This is a genomic window from uncultured Anaerococcus sp., from assembly GCF_937934665.1.
In the GTDB taxonomy this organism is placed as follows: domain Bacteria; phylum Bacillota; class Clostridia; order Tissierellales; family Peptoniphilaceae; genus Anaerococcus.
Map to the genome: position 1 here is coordinate 1 of NZ_CALGYW010000140.1, position 13,065 is coordinate 13,065.

General features: G+C 35.1%; 18 protein-coding genes. 1 reads left to right on the plus strand and 17 read right to left on the minus strand.

Annotated features, from left to right (window positions below):
* Positions 1-96 precede the first annotated feature (96 nt).
* The 12 genes from Q0410_RS07205 to glmM form a co-directional block, all read right to left on the minus strand.
* Positions 97-1,113 (minus strand): YeiH family protein, encoded by a 1,017-nt coding sequence (locus tag Q0410_RS07205; RefSeq protein ID WP_299034939.1) that lies wholly within the window; start codon positions 1,111-1,113, stop codon positions 97-99.
* A 49-nt stretch (positions 1,114-1,162) separates the two neighbouring features.
* Entirely contained in the window at positions 1,163-1,606 is a 444-nt protein-coding gene (locus tag Q0410_RS07210) for a Fur family transcriptional regulator (RefSeq protein WP_299034942.1), read from the minus strand.
* Between the two features lie 231 nt (positions 1,607-1,837).
* The gene (locus Q0410_RS07215; RefSeq protein ID WP_299034945.1) at positions 1,838-2,434 is read right to left on the minus strand and encodes a TetR/AcrR family transcriptional regulator; all 597 of its coding nucleotides are present in this window, start codon (positions 2,432-2,434) and stop codon (positions 1,838-1,840) included.
* 134 nt (positions 2,435-2,568) lie between these two features.
* Entirely contained in the window at positions 2,569-2,952 is a 384-nt protein-coding gene (gene rplL / locus Q0410_RS07220) for a 50S ribosomal protein L7/L12 (protein ID WP_299034948.1), read from the minus strand.
* Positions 2,953-2,985: 33 nt separating this feature from the next.
* Entirely contained in the window at positions 2,986-3,534 is a 549-nt protein-coding gene (rplJ, locus tag Q0410_RS07225; protein WP_299034951.1) for a 50S ribosomal protein L10, read from the minus strand.
* 197 nt (positions 3,535-3,731) lie between these two features.
* Positions 3,732-4,445 (minus strand): 50S ribosomal protein L1, encoded by a 714-nt coding sequence (gene rplA / locus Q0410_RS07230; RefSeq protein WP_299034954.1) that lies wholly within the window; start codon positions 4,443-4,445, stop codon positions 3,732-3,734.
* Positions 4,446-4,481: 36 nt separating this feature from the next.
* Positions 4,482-4,910, minus strand: a complete 429-nt coding sequence (gene rplK, locus Q0410_RS07235; protein WP_299034957.1) for a 50S ribosomal protein L11 — start codon at positions 4,908-4,910, stop codon at positions 4,482-4,484.
* Between the two features lie 53 nt (positions 4,911-4,963).
* Positions 4,964-5,548, minus strand: a complete 585-nt coding sequence (gene nusG / locus Q0410_RS07240; RefSeq protein ID WP_299034960.1) for a transcription termination/antitermination protein NusG — start codon at positions 5,546-5,548, stop codon at positions 4,964-4,966.
* A gap of 7 nt (positions 5,549-5,555) precedes the next feature.
* Positions 5,556-5,738 carry a preprotein translocase subunit SecE gene (gene secE / locus Q0410_RS07245; protein WP_299034963.1) on the minus strand — a complete coding sequence of 61 codons (183 nt, stop codon included), beginning with the start codon at positions 5,736-5,738 and terminating at the stop codon, positions 5,556-5,558.
* Between the two features lie 8 nt (positions 5,739-5,746).
* A complete protein-coding gene (gene rpmG / locus Q0410_RS07250; RefSeq protein ID WP_209771595.1) occupies positions 5,747-5,896 on the minus strand; it encodes a 50S ribosomal protein L33 in 150 nt (49 codons plus the stop codon).
* A gap of 86 nt (positions 5,897-5,982) precedes the next feature.
* The gene (locus Q0410_RS07255) at positions 5,983-6,306 is read right to left on the minus strand and encodes an aspartate 1-decarboxylase (aspartate alpha-decarboxylase) (protein WP_367178728.1); all 324 of its coding nucleotides are present in this window, start codon (positions 6,304-6,306) and stop codon (positions 5,983-5,985) included.
* Positions 6,293-7,642: a phosphoglucosamine mutase gene (glmM, locus tag Q0410_RS07260; RefSeq protein WP_299034974.1), complete on the minus strand. Its 1,350-nt coding sequence runs from the start codon at positions 7,640-7,642 to the stop codon at positions 6,293-6,295. Before glmM ends, Q0410_RS07255 begins: the two co-directional genes overlap by 14 nt.
* Positions 7,643-7,750: 108 nt before the next feature.
* On the opposite strand from glmM, the gene Q0410_RS07265 reads away from it, so the two are divergent.
* Positions 7,751-9,175, plus strand: a complete 1,425-nt coding sequence (locus tag Q0410_RS07265) for an aldehyde dehydrogenase family protein (RefSeq protein WP_299034977.1) — start codon at positions 7,751-7,753, stop codon at positions 9,173-9,175.
* Between the two features lie 95 nt (positions 9,176-9,270).
* Here the strand turns inward: Q0410_RS07265 and Q0410_RS07270 are convergent, their stop codons facing one another.
* From Q0410_RS07270 to ribD, 5 genes are all read right to left on the minus strand, one after another.
* Positions 9,271-9,867, minus strand: coding sequence for an HAD family hydrolase (locus Q0410_RS07270; RefSeq protein WP_299034980.1), 597 nt, complete (start codon positions 9,865-9,867; stop codon positions 9,271-9,273).
* Entirely contained in the window at positions 9,864-10,325 is a 462-nt protein-coding gene (gene ribE, locus Q0410_RS07275; RefSeq protein ID WP_299034983.1) for a 6,7-dimethyl-8-ribityllumazine synthase, read from the minus strand. Before ribE ends, Q0410_RS07270 begins: the two co-directional genes overlap by 4 nt.
* Positions 10,301-11,530: a GTP cyclohydrolase II gene (gene ribA, locus Q0410_RS07280; protein ID WP_299034987.1), complete on the minus strand. Its 1,230-nt coding sequence runs from the start codon at positions 11,528-11,530 to the stop codon at positions 10,301-10,303. The genes ribE and ribA overlap by 25 nt, the downstream gene beginning before the upstream one ends.
* A gap of 1 nt (position 11,531) precedes the next feature.
* Complete coding sequence (locus Q0410_RS07285; protein ID WP_299034990.1) at positions 11,532-12,146, minus strand: riboflavin synthase; 615 nt, start codon at positions 12,144-12,146, stop codon at positions 11,532-11,534.
* A partial coding sequence (gene ribD / locus Q0410_RS07290) for a bifunctional diaminohydroxyphosphoribosylaminopyrimidine deaminase/5-amino-6-(5-phosphoribosylamino)uracil reductase RibD (protein WP_299034993.1) occupies positions 12,124-13,065 on the minus strand: 942 nt, incomplete at its 5' end. The genes ribD and Q0410_RS07285, both read right to left, overlap by 23 nt.

The window sequence follows — 13,065 nt, forward strand, 5'->3', positions numbered from 1 at the left end:
AATCGTGCTGACAGAAGTATCATTTACTTCTACCAACACGATTTATTATAGAACCTTTTAAAAGCAGGTAAGTTTAAAATTTACCTGCTTTTATTTTTATATTAGATCCATAAAGTATATTACTACTATAGATACTATTACTACCAATAAGGATATTATAAAACCGTGAACCATTGGATTGATACCGGATTTTTTCATGTCTCTATACTTGGTATTTAGACCAATAGCCGCAAGAGCTGCAACCATTAGAAATTTAGAAATGCTCTTAAGGTTTAAGGATAGATCTTCTGATATAAAGCCTAAAGAATTTAGCATAACCATCGCTAAAAAACCTAGGATAAAAAATGGAACTATAGAAAATATAGAAAACTTCTTTTCTACATATTCATGACCTACTTTTTTTACCTCAATCCTATGGTGGATCATCCTAAAAATTAAAACTACCGGAATAATAGAAAGCGTTCTCGTTAACTTAACCATAGTAGCAAAGTCACCTGCAGCATCTGAATAGGCAAAGCCTGCCGCAACTACACTAGAAGTATCATTTACAGCAGTTCCTGTCCATAATCCATAGGCCATATCTGACAATCCTAAGGCTTTGCCCATAAGTGGGAAGGCAATTATCATTAGCATATCAAATAAAAATGTTGCACTCATGGCATAGGCTATGTCTGTATCTTCTGCTTCTATCACAGGAGCTATAGCTGCTATAGCAGAACCTCCACAAATACCAGTACCTGCTGAAATAAGGTTACTCATCTTCCAATTCAGGCCAAGTTTTTTTCCTATAAAATATCCCCCACCAAAACAAGTTAGAAGGGTAAAAATCATTACATAAAGGGATAATCTCCCAACATTTAACACTATACTAATATTAAGGCTTGCTCCAAAAAGAATAATTGCGAATTTAAGAAGCCTTTTTGATGTAAATTTTATCCCTGGACTTAAAGCACCTTCCGTATCAAGTACTGTGTTTAAGAACATACCGATAAATAGAGCTATGACTGACCCACCAATAACGTGCATAGGTAAAATATTTTCTATAAATTGAGCTGCAAATGCAATTAATAAGGCCAAAGCTAGGCCTGGTAGGTATGATATTATTTTTTTCATTCTTCCTCCTTTTTACAAATAAAAAAAGCGTTTGAAAACGCTAAATTTATTACTTACAATCAGGGCATATCCCCCTGTATATTACTTCAATAGTATCTATAGTATAATCCTCTAGCATATCAGGTTTTTCAATATCAACTATTTCCAAATCTTTTATACTGCCACAAGATTCGCAAATAAAGTGACCATGACTAGACCTTTTAAATTCATATCTTTTTGATGTCATATTAAAATCAAGCTCTTTTACTAAATTGTGTTTAACAAATAGGTTTAAACTATTATAAACTGTAGCCTGACTAATAACTGGGTCCTTTTCCATAAGGTCATTGAAAATCTTTTCTGCTGTTGGATGGATAGGATGGGTTATTAAATAATCCAAAATTAATAGCCTTTTGTAAGATATTCTAATTTTTTTATCTTTAAGAATGTTTTTAAGTTCACTTAACCTTTTATCTTGGTCTTCATCCTTTAAATTTTCTATTAAGTCGTACATATAACCCCATGCCTTTCTAATAAATAATATACGTTAAAACGCCTATTTGTCAATGATTGAGACTGATTATCAAAATCAAAATCCGACCATAAAGTTATACTTAAATTAAAACACCTCAGTTTTATTTGTATTATTTCTATCGCTCAAAATATAATGATTTTAATAATAATGTAGCAATTTCTTACATTTTTTGATAATATAAGTATTTCGATTAGTTAAGAGAAAATTAATTTAATAATTATTTGAAAAGGGATCTTCCTTGCTTAGACTTTCACTAATTCTTAAGGATCTTTCAATATTTCCATCAAAAAGTTTTCCAAGTCTATAGATAAAATCATCTGGAGACTTGTCCATACCGTCTAAGACCCACTTATCTAAGAGTCCCACCAAGGCTATCCTATAAAAATTTGTAACCAAGGCCTTATCTTCTTCTGTAGCTTCTATATTTTTTAAAAGACATTCATTTTCTATGTATTTACTCATTACAGACTCGCAAATTTTATAGAGATAAGCATCAGTATCTTTTTTATCTATAGATTTAAAAAGGTTTTGAGCCGCCTTTTTATTTTCTAGAAAAAAGGAAGATGCAGTTATCAAACTCTTCTCCCAAGAAGATGAAGAATCAAACTCTTGATCTACTTTTTTTATTTCATCAGCAAGTACCTCTTTTACCAAGGTATAAATATCTTCATAGTGGTAATAAAAAGTGTTTCTATTTATCTCACACTTATTTGCTATCTCTGAGATTGTTATCAAGTTGAAACTTTTTTCTTCCAAAAGCTTTATAAATTCTTCTTTTATTAGGTTTTTTGTATATTGCTTAGCCATAAAACTACCCCTATATAATCCTATCTTAAATACTAATATTATACGGGATTTTTATATATTTTATAGCTAAACTTAAAAAAATAAAAACCTCCCAGCTATACCGGGAGGTTTGACTAGGTAAACCTAGTAAGTTATTATGCTAATTCTACTTCAGCGCCTGCTTCTTCTAGAGCTGCTTTTACTTCTTCAGCCTTATCTTTAGCTACACCTTCAACAACGTTAGCTGGAGCTCCGTCAACTAGAGCCTTAGCTTCTTTTAGTCCAAGACCAGCTGCATCTTTAACAACTTTGATTACGTTGATTTTTGATTGACCAGCTGATTTAAGAACTACGTCAAATTCTGATTTTTCAGCTGCTCCTGCTGCTGCATCTCCGCCTGCTGCTGGAGCTACTGCCGCTACTGCTGCTTGAGCTGATACGTCAAATTCTTCTTCGATTGCTTTAACTAGTTCTGAAAGTTCAAGAACTGTAAGTTCTTTGATTTCTTCTAATAGGTTTGTTACTTTTTCTGATGCCATTTTAATTCTCCTTTAAATTTTAATATTATTTTCTTATGCTGCTTCGTTTTCTTTTTTGTTTGCCACTTCATTAAGGGCGATTGCAAGTTTAGATATTGCGTTATTAAGATCTCCTGCAAGAGTTCTAATTGGTGCTTGTAATACATTTGCAAGCATTGAGTGTAATACTTCTGTAGCTGGTAATGTAGCTATCGCCATCATTTGTTCGCTATTTTGGTAGTTACCTTCAACAATACCTGATTTTAAAACTAATTTTTCTTCGTTTGCTTCGTCTTCTTTTCTGTAGTCAACTGCGATCTTTGGACCGTCTACTAAATCATGTTTAGAAAATACTAGAGCGTTTGATCCTTTTAGGTCTTCGATTAAATCATCATAACCAAGTTCCTCAAAAGCAAATCTCATCATGGTATTTTTGTAAACTTTGTATTCAGCGTCTTTTTCTCTAAATTTGTTACGTAAATCAGTGATTTCCTTTACGTCCATACCGTTAAAACCTACAAGTGTCACTGATTGTGAACCTTCGATTTTTTCTTTGATTTCGTTAACTATTAACTGTTTAGCTGCTATAACTTTTTCGCTCACTTTTTCACCTCCTAAGGCTAATGGTAGGTATATAAAAACCCCACTTTATGTAGACACTCTAATAGTGCCTACATCGGTGGGGATGTAGTAAAATTCTCCCACCTATACGCAATTATTAAACATTACTGTCTGCGTAGTCTTTGGTAGCCTGTTTATTTGACTTTTATATTATACAATCAATCTATAGAAATTGCAAATTATTTTGTTTCTACTAATTCGCTAGCCTTACCTGCTTGTAATTTTACACCAGGTCCCATTGTTGATGCAACGGTGATTGATTTGATATATTTACCCTTAGCAGCTGCTGGTCTTGCCTTAACAACTTCTCTTACTAGGGCTTTGATGTTGTCAGCTAGTTTTTCAACTCCGAAAGATACCTTACCTGCTGGTACATGGATTAAGTTAGCCTTATCTGTTCTATACTCAACCTTACCTGCTTTGATTTCTTCGATAGCTTGTTTAACGTCGTTTGTTACTGTACCAGTTTTTGGGTTTGGCATTAGGCCTTGTGGTCCAAGTACCCTACCAAGTCTACCTACTGTAGCCATCATATCTGGTGTAGCTATAACTACGTCAAAGTCTAACCAACCATCTTTTTGGATTTTTTCTGCATATTCTTCATTACCAGCGAAGTCTGCACCGGCTTGTAATGCTTCATCTATTCTGTCGTCTTTTACGAAAGCTAGTACTCTTTGTACTCTACCTGTACCGTGTGGCAAAATAACTGTTCCTCTAACTTGTTGGTCAGCGTGTCTGCTGTCTACACCTAGGTTAAAGTGAAGTTCAACAGTTTCGTCAAATTTTGCCTTTGCAGATTTTTCAACTATTTCAAGTGCTTCGTTTAATTCATATTCCTTTGTAGAATCATATGAAGCTTTTGATTCTATATATTTCTTTCCTCTTTTAGCCATTTAATACCTCCTGTGGTAATCGGGTAAACCCTCCCACTAATCTTCTACAGTGACTCCCATACTTCTTGCTGTTCCTGCTATCATGCTTACTGCAGCTTCTAAGCTTGCAGCGTTAAGATCTTGCATCTTTGTCTTAGCAATTTCTTCAAGTTGGCTTCTCTTGATAGAACCAACCTTATTTTTGTTTGGTTCACCTGAACCCTTAGCTAGGTTGATAGCTTTTTTGATTAATACTGGTGCTGGTGGTGTTTTTGTTATAAATGTGAATGTCCTATCCGCATAAATAGTCATTTCAACCGGTATAATCATTCCAGCTTGGTCAGCTGTCTTAGCATTAAATGCTTGAACGAATTCCATGATGTTAATTCCGTGAGGACCTAGAGCGGTTCCTACTGGTGGTGCTGGTGATGCAGCTCCTGCTGGTACTTGTAGTTTTACTATCGCTTGTATATCTTTTTCTGCCATAATTTACCTCCTTGTGGTGATTCGGGTTTTACCCTCCCACTGTTTAGACAGTACTAAATTTCTTCTATATCACTGTATTCTAGGTCGATTAGTGTATCACGACCAAACATATCTACATATGCTTTTAAAACGCCTTTTTCTTTATCGACTTCTTCAATTTTTGCAACAAAGTCTTTGAAAGGACCTGCAATGATATTTACGTTATCACCTGGTTTTACATTGATATTAAATACTGGTTCTTTTTCCTTAACGCCAAACTTTCTTACTTCAGCTTTGGTTAATGGAACTGGGTCCCCATCAGGACCTACAAAACCTGTAACACCTTGGGTGTTTCTTATTATATACCAAGACTTGCTTGTAACGTTCATTTTGACCATTACATAGCCAGGAAATAATTTTCTAGTCTTTACTTTCTTTTCGTCATTTTTAACCTCGACATACTCTTCTGTTGGTACAGTCACATCTACTATGTCTGGGTTTTGCTCGTTGTCGATCATCATTTGGATCTTATCTGCAACCCTGTTTTCATAGCCTGTATAAGTGTGAACTACATACCATCTAGCATTTTTTTCAATCTCGGTTAATAAAGCTTCTTTTTCTTCTTCTTTATTAGGATCAAAGTTTAAAGAATCTGTCATCATTCACCTACAGTATTGTCGAAAGTAGGAAATGGAAGATCTTATCAAGGCCCCAGATTGCTACTGCTGTAGCTGCACTGATGGCAATTACTAATAAAGTATACTCTAGAGTAGTCTTCTTATCAGGCCATTGGACCTTTTTGAATTCTTTACTAATTCCAGAGAAGAAAGAATCTTTTTTCTTAGCCATTGTCTCTCCTACCTTGTTTCTTTATGAACTGTGTGTTTTTTGCAGAATGGGCAGTATTTTTTAAGCTCAATTCTCTCGCTATGATTTGTTTTGTTTTTTGTTGTATCATAGTTTCTGTTTTTGCATTCTGTGCATTCTAATTTTACTTTAACTCTCATAAAACACCTCCTATTTGTCTATACGGATACTTCCATACAATAATTTATATTACCAGCTAAATCTATTCTTGTCAACACTTATAAGCTTATTTTAGAAGTTTTTTTACAAATTCTTCTCTTTTTCTTACAAGTAATTTTCTAAGCTCATCTAAATCATGGTTAGAAAAACAATAGTCGCTATAGGAAAGAAGGACATCTTCTATATCGGGAAATTCATATAGGCCTTCTTCTTCAAACCTTCCAAGGTACTTATCCTCCCTATCATAATAGACAACTGGAGGGTAATCTTCTAGTTTTGATGTATCAAAGACTACATAGGATTCCTGCGCATAGACTCTCTTATTTACTATAAGGAAGCTTTCTCTTATATCTATCTCTCTTCCGCTCTTAGTATCTTTAATCAAGGTCAAGGCCATTTTCTTTAATGGTATTTACAATTTCCATAGCAGATTGATTTGCAACCTCCTCGGTCTCAGCTTCTACCATTACCCTTATAAGTGGTTCTGTGCCAGATTTACGTACAAGAACCCTACCTGTATCTTTAAGATCATTTTCAATTTTTTCAACACTTGCTTTCACATTTTCATTATCTAAAACAGTATTTTTATCCTTGACCCTCACATTTATTAATACTTGTGGGTAGATTTTTAGGTCACGGACAAGACTTTTTAAGTCTGACTTAGCCTCAATCATAGCTTCCATTATTTTTAGTGAAGTAAGTATTCCATCTCCAGTATTGGCAAACTTCTTTATGATAATATGACCTGATTGCTCTCCACCAAGTTCTATATCTTTTTCATACATCCTATCGTGGACATTTTTATCGCCAACATCTGTTTTTTCATAGTCAATGCCTAGCTCATCAAAAGCCTTGTAAAGACCTATATTTGACATTACAGTTGTAACTACAGAGTTTGACTCAAGGGCATTTTCTTTTTTCAAGTAATTTGCTAGTATATAAAGGATAGAATCTCCATCTAAGACATTGCCCTCATTATCAACTGCAAGACACCTATCGCTATCACCGTCAAAGGCAAAACCTAGGTCAAGCTTATTTTCAACCACATATTTTTGAAGACCCTCTATGTGGGTAGAGCCTGCATCCTTATTGATATTATAGCCACTTGGATCAGCATTTATTACAAATGTATCTGCTCCTAGAGCATCATAAACTGGTTTAGCTATAGTAAAAGCAGCACCATTTGCACAGTCGAGACCTACTCTTATTCCTTCAAAAGACTTAGTCACAGTTTGAATTAGATAAGCTATGTACCTATTTCTTCCACCTATATAGTCAACTGTCCTGCCTATATCTTCTCCTGTGCTAAGGTCAATATCTTCGATGTCGCTATCAATATATTCTTCAAGTTTATATAGGAATTCATCTTCCATTTTTTCGCCATTTTTATTTATAATCTTTATACCATTATCACAGTAAGGATTGTGGCTGGCTGTAATCATAATCCCACAGTCAAAGTCTTCTGTCCTTGTTATATATGAAACTGAAGGAGTTGGTGTAACGTGCAATAGGTGGGCATTTGATCCTGATGAGGTAATACCAGCTGAAAGAGCATCTTCAAACATATATGATGACCTCCTAGTATCCTTACCTATGAGGATTTTTCCTGTACCCCCATTCTTTTTTGAAAAATAATTACCGATAAATCTGCCAATTTTAAAAGCATGGTAAACATTTAGGCCTTTATTGGCTTCTCCCCTAAATCCATCTGTACCAAAGTATTTCATCTATGTCTCCTTTTAAATCTATCATTTTTAAATTCTTTTTTTATATATTATACCCTATTGATATTTAAGAGAAAATTTGGGTAAAAATTTATAAAAGGAGAGAATAATATGAATTTTGAAAAACTAAACACTGAAAAATTATATATAAATGGACAATATTTAACAAGTAAATCAAATAAATGGATAGAGGTTGAAAATCCTGCTAGTGGAGAAATCTTAGCAAAAGTTCCTAAGGCTACCGAAGAGGAAATAAACCAAGCAGCCCAAGCAGCCTATGAGGCTTTTAAAACTTTTTCTAGGACAAGCCTTGAAGAAAGAATTTCCTATATAGAAAAGTTTAAAGAATGGATGATAAAAAACCAAGACGAGGTTATGGAAACTATAAAACTAGAACTTGGAGTACCAATTAGAATCGCAAAACCTGGTCAGTTTGATAAGCAAATGCAAAGAATAGATGTTTTCATTGACCAAGCTAGGAAAATTAACTATAGAATAGATATGGACGGAGGCTATGTTAGACGTGAGCCAATCGGTGTTGTAGCAAGTCTTACCCCTTGGAATTATCCTCTTGGTCAGATAATCATGAAAGTTATACCAGCCTTATTAATGGGTTGTCCAGTTGTCCAAAAACCAGCTTCAGACACCCCACTTACAGCCTACTTTGTAGCCAAGGCCTTTGATGAAATAGGTCTTCCTAAGGGTGTATTTAACCTTATAACAGGCTCTGGCGCCGAAGTCGGTGATGTTTTAAACTCTCACCCTAAAGTTGCTATGGTATCCTACACAGGATCTCTTGCTGGTGGGTCTTCATCAGCCAAACACGCCATGGATACAGCTAAAAAAGTTGTCCTTGAGCTAGGTGGTAAGTCTCCAGCTGTCTTTGTTAAGGGAGCAGATATAAAGATGGGTGTAAAACAAGTTTTAAATAGGGTTTACCTAAACGTGGGACAAACATGCTCCTGCCTATCAAGAGTAATAATAACAGAAGACATTTACGATGATGTTTTAGATGAATTTAAAGCCCAATACGATAATTATCCAGTAGGAGACCCTAATGACGAAAAAACCGTTGTGGGAACTCTTGCTGGCAAAAAGCAATTTAACAGGGTTAAGGGCTTTATAGAAGAAGGTATCAAGGAAGGTGCAAATCTTCTTAAAGGAGAAGTGCCAGAGGCAAGTGAGGTTGGTTATTATGTAAAACCTGTCATCTTTACAGATGTTAAGCCAGGTATGGCTATCCACGATAAGGAAATCTTTGGACCTGTAGTATCTATCATAAAAGTAAAAGATAAGAAAGAAGCCATAGAAGTTGCCAATGCAGTTGACTTTGGCCTATCTTCAGCAGTCTTTGGAAATCCTAGTGATGCAGAAGAAATAGCCTACGAGATTAAGGCAGGAGATGTCTACCTAAACTCAAATGGAGGCAGCCCTGAACTACCTTTTGGTGGCTATAAGCAATCAGGCGTTGGCAGAGAAGGCGGAATCTTTGGCCTTATGGAATACCTAGAAGTTAAATCAATCCATACTGCTTAATTAGATTTAGATAAGAGAAATTAATAAAAAATAATTAAAAAGTAAGCACAAAAGTGGCGGTGTAGACTCCTATCTACCCCACCACTTTTTATTTCTTATAATATTTCTTTTAAGTCTTTTATGGATGATATTTTTATATCTACACCCTCTCCCTCAGAAAGACCTCCGTAACCGTAGCTTGCAAAAATAGTTTTTTGCTTATTTTTAAGACCTGCTTCCATATCTTCCCTACGGTCGCCTATCATTATATAGTCGTCTTTTATTTCTTCTCTTAGGATTTTATACTTTTCTAAAAAATTGTAGTCTTCACCAACAAAGTACTTTGTAAAATACTTATCTAGGCCAAACTTTTCTCTGGCAGCTTCCATATAAAGACTCCTACACTTAGATAAAACATATAAGTCATACTTATCTTTTAGATATCCAAGAGTGTCATAGGCTCCCTCAAAAAGTTCTCCTTCTTCTTTCATGTATTTTATAATCCTGTCGCCATTTTTTTCTATATAAGGAGTTTTATCAGAGTCATCTTTTAATATTAGATCCCAAACTTCTTTAGGGCCCATGCCTATAAAGGATTTAAAGTCAAAATCGTCTATAGATAAGTTTAATTCACCAAGACTTTCCGTTATAGCTTTTTTGTAAGCTATTTCTGTATTATGGATTGTTCCGTCAAAATCAAATACTAGGATCATAGAAGGTCAACTAGGTTTGCCATTTCTATTGCAGACATAGCAGCTTCTGCTCCCTTATTGCCTGACTTTACACCCGCTCTTTGGACAGCTTGGTCGATATTATCTGTGGTTACTACACCAAAGATAACTGGTTTTTCACTTGCTAGACCTACCTGAGCCACACCCTTTGATACTTCTGCACAAACGTAGTCAAAATGAGGTGTATCTCCTCTAATAACTGCTCCTAGGCAGATTACTGCATCTACATCGTCTTTTTTTGCTAGTTTTTTAGCTGCTAGTGGGATTTCAAAGGCTCCTGGCACCCTTATTATAGAAATCTCTTCATCCTTAACTTCGTGTCTTTTTAGGGTATCTAGGCATCCTTCTACTAGTCTATCTGTTATGAAGTGGTTAAATCTTGCCACTACTATAGCATATTTTTTACCATTTGAAACTAAATTTGCACTGTATTCACGCATAACTTATTCTCCTTAAATTCTCCTAATTTGTGACCCATTCTAACTGCTTTTACGTTGAGGTAATTTCTGTCAATATCATTTGATTTTATTTCAAGAGCTTTTCTTTCATTTACCTTAAGTCCATACTTTTCAACTTGCTCAACCTTATCAGGATTATTAGTCATTAGATTAACTGATTTAACTCCTAATTTTTTCAAAATTTCACAAGCAACCCTATAGTCTCTCATATCGTCTGGAAAACCAAGTTCCCTATTGGCATCTACTGTGTCGTAACCTTCTTCTTGGAGTTTATAGGCCTTAAGTTTGTTAAACAAACCTATACCACGGCCTTCTTGACGCATATAAAGTAGAATACCTTCTCCATTTTCTTCTATTTTTCTAAGCGCCTTGTGAAGTTGGTCACCACAGTCACATCTTTTAGAACCGAGCACATCTCCTGTTAGGCATTCTGAGTGGATTCTTGTAAGTATATTTTCTCCCTTAATATCTCCCTTGGTTAGGGCTATGTGTTCTTTTCCATTTTCAGGATCTATAAAGCCAAATGCTGTAAATTCGCCATAATCGGAAGGAAGTTTTACAGGCTTTGTCATTTCTAGTTCTGGGGCCTTATTTTCTCTTATATAATCTTGAATTTCTGCTACACTTGTCATTACAAGGCCTAGTTTATCAGCAAGTTTAACTAAGTCATCACCCCTCATCATATGGCCGTCTTCTGCCATGATTTCGCAGCAAAGACCTATTTCTTTTTTGCCAGAAAGCTTCATTAAGTCTACTGTAGCCTCAGTATGACCATCTCTAACAAGGACACCACCATCTTTTGCTATAAGAGGAAAAACATGGCCTGGTCTTCTAAAATCAGCTGGTTTTGAAGTAGGATTTACCATTTCTCTTATAGTTTCAGCTCTTTCGAAAGCAGAAATACCGGTAGTTGTATTTACATGATCTACAGAAACAGTAAAGGCTGTTTCGTGGTTATCAGTATTGTTTGTTACCATCAAAGGAAGATTTATATTATCGGCAACTTCCTTACTTATAGGAGTACAAATTAGGCCTCTACCGTATTTGGCCATAATATTTATCATCTGGCCTGTGACATTTTCACCTGCGCAGATAAAGTCACCTTCATTTTCTCTTGATTCATCATCTGTTACTATAATTAATTCGTCATTTTTTATAGCTTCTATAGCTTTTTCTATATTTGTCATACTAGTTAAGGCCTAAAAGAGACCCTAAATCCTCCTTCTTATCATTGATATATAATTTTTCAACAAAGCGGCCTAGGATATCTGTTTCTATATTAACCAGGTCACCTATTTTTTTGTGTTTAAAATTTGTATGGGCTATTGTTTCCGGTATGAGGGAAACCTCAAAGGTATCTGAGCTTTCTTTTGATACTGTAAGAGATATCCCATCTAGGCAAACCGAACCTTTATTTACTATATACTTGCAAAGGTCCCTAGAAGTTTTAAACCTATAGACATTTTTGTTTATGCCAATAAGTTTGCCAACTCCATCCACATGGCCTTGGACTATGTGGCCGTCAAGTCTGTCAGAAAATCTCAAAGCTCTTTCAAGATTTACATCCTTACCTAGGGTACTTGAATCAAACTTGGTTTTATCAAGACTTTCTTTCATAAGGTCTGCCTTGTAATAATCGTGGCCAAATTCCTTAACTGTAAGGCAAACCCCATCAGTCATTATAGAGTCGCCTAGTTTTAAGTCTTCTAAAACTGTTTTGCAAGAAATTTTTATCTCTACGTGGTCTGATTTTTGCCTAAATTCAGTAACCTTGCCCTGTTCAGTTGATATTCCTGTAAACATTAGAAACCTCAATCATAATATCTTTGCCAAAGCTCTTAACACTTCTTATTTCAAACTGCTTGGCATCTTTAATTTCACTTACTCCTTCACCCATAAAAGCAGATCTAGAATTAACTCCTCCTACAACTATGGGTGCTATAAATTCATAAATCTTATCAACCAGGTCATTTTCAAGAAAACTTGTGTTTATCATAGACCCACCTTCAACAAGGATTGATGATATATTCATCTCATAAAGCTTACTTACTAAGTCATTTAGGTCTACTTGACCGTTTTTTTCATTGCAGCGTATGATTTTAGCATTAATATCTATGTCCTTATCATTCGATGTAGCAATGAAGGTATCTTTGTCTAAGTCAAGATTAAAAATTTCAAGGTCCTTATCAAAATCTAAATCATTTGCTACAATTATTCTTACTGGATCAACCCCACCATCAAGCCTACAATTAAGTCTTGCCTTATCTTTTATGAGGGTATTTTTGCCAATAAGGATAGCATCGTAGTCATTTCTTAGCTTATGAACAAATCCCCTTGACTCTTCTCCACTAATCCATTTTGAGTCATAGTCCTTACTTGCAATCTTTCCATCAAGACTCATGGCATATTTGAGACTTATAAGGGGTCTCTTATATTTCATATTGAAGAAAAACTTTTCATTTAAAAGCCTTCCCTCCTCTTCAAGGACACCTGTAATAACTTCTATACCAGCATCCTGCATCTTTTTTATGCTATCTACCTTGGGATTGGTATCAAGGTTTGAAATAACAACTTTTTTTACTCCTTGTCTTATAACCTCATCTACACAAGGTGGATTTTTGCCAAAATGAGAACACGGCTCTAGGTTTACAAACATCGTTGCGCCCCTTACGTCTTCTTTGGCATTTTTAAAGCAGTCAATTTCTGCATGGTCTTTGCCGAA

Excerpts from the sequence above, each read along its gene's own strand:
- rpmG (WP_209771595.1), bottom strand. The coding sequence starts at position 5,896 with ATGAGAGTTAAAGTAAAATTAGAATGCACAGAATGCAAAAACAGAAAC.
- Q0410_RS07205 (WP_299034939.1), bottom strand. The coding sequence starts at position 1,113 with ATGAAAAAAATAATATCATACCTACCAGGCCTAGCTTTGGCCTTATTA.
- Q0410_RS07215 (WP_299034945.1), bottom strand. The coding sequence starts at position 2,434 with ATGGCTAAGCAATATACAAAAAACCTAATAAAAGAAGAATTTATAAAG.
- nusG (WP_299034960.1), bottom strand. The coding sequence starts at position 5,548 with ATGACAGATTCTTTAAACTTTGATCCTAATAAAGAAGAAGAAAAAGAA.
- rplK (WP_299034957.1), bottom strand. The coding sequence starts at position 4,910 with ATGGCAGAAAAAGATATACAAGCGATAGTAAAACTACAAGTACCAGCA.
- ribE (WP_299034983.1), bottom strand. The coding sequence starts at position 10,325 with ATGCGTGAATACAGTGCAAATTTAGTTTCAAATGGTAAAAAATATGCT.
- secE (WP_299034963.1), bottom strand. The coding sequence starts at position 5,738 with ATGGCTAAGAAAAAAGATTCTTTCTTCTCTGGAATTAGTAAAGAATTC.
- rplL (WP_299034948.1), bottom strand. The coding sequence starts at position 2,952 with ATGGCATCAGAAAAAGTAACAAACCTATTAGAAGAAATCAAAGAACTT.
- Q0410_RS07270 (WP_299034980.1), bottom strand. The coding sequence starts at position 9,867 with ATGATCCTAGTATTTGATTTTGACGGAACAATCCATAATACAGAAATA.
- ribA (WP_299034987.1), bottom strand. The coding sequence starts at position 11,530 with ATGACAAATATAGAAAAAGCTATAGAAGCTATAAAAAATGACGAATTA.
- Q0410_RS07285 (WP_299034990.1), bottom strand. The coding sequence starts at position 12,146 with ATGTTTACAGGAATATCAACTGAACAGGGCAAGGTTACTGAATTTAGG.
- Q0410_RS07265 (WP_299034977.1), top strand. The coding sequence starts at position 7,751 with ATGAATTTTGAAAAACTAAACACTGAAAAATTATATATAAATGGACAA.
- rplA (WP_299034954.1), bottom strand. The coding sequence starts at position 4,445 with ATGGCTAAAAGAGGAAAGAAATATATAGAATCAAAAGCTTCATATGAT.
- Q0410_RS07210 (WP_299034942.1), bottom strand. The coding sequence starts at position 1,606 with ATGTACGACTTAATAGAAAATTTAAAGGATGAAGACCAAGATAAAAGG.
- glmM (WP_299034974.1), bottom strand. The coding sequence starts at position 7,642 with ATGAAATACTTTGGTACAGATGGATTTAGGGGAGAAGCCAATAAAGGC.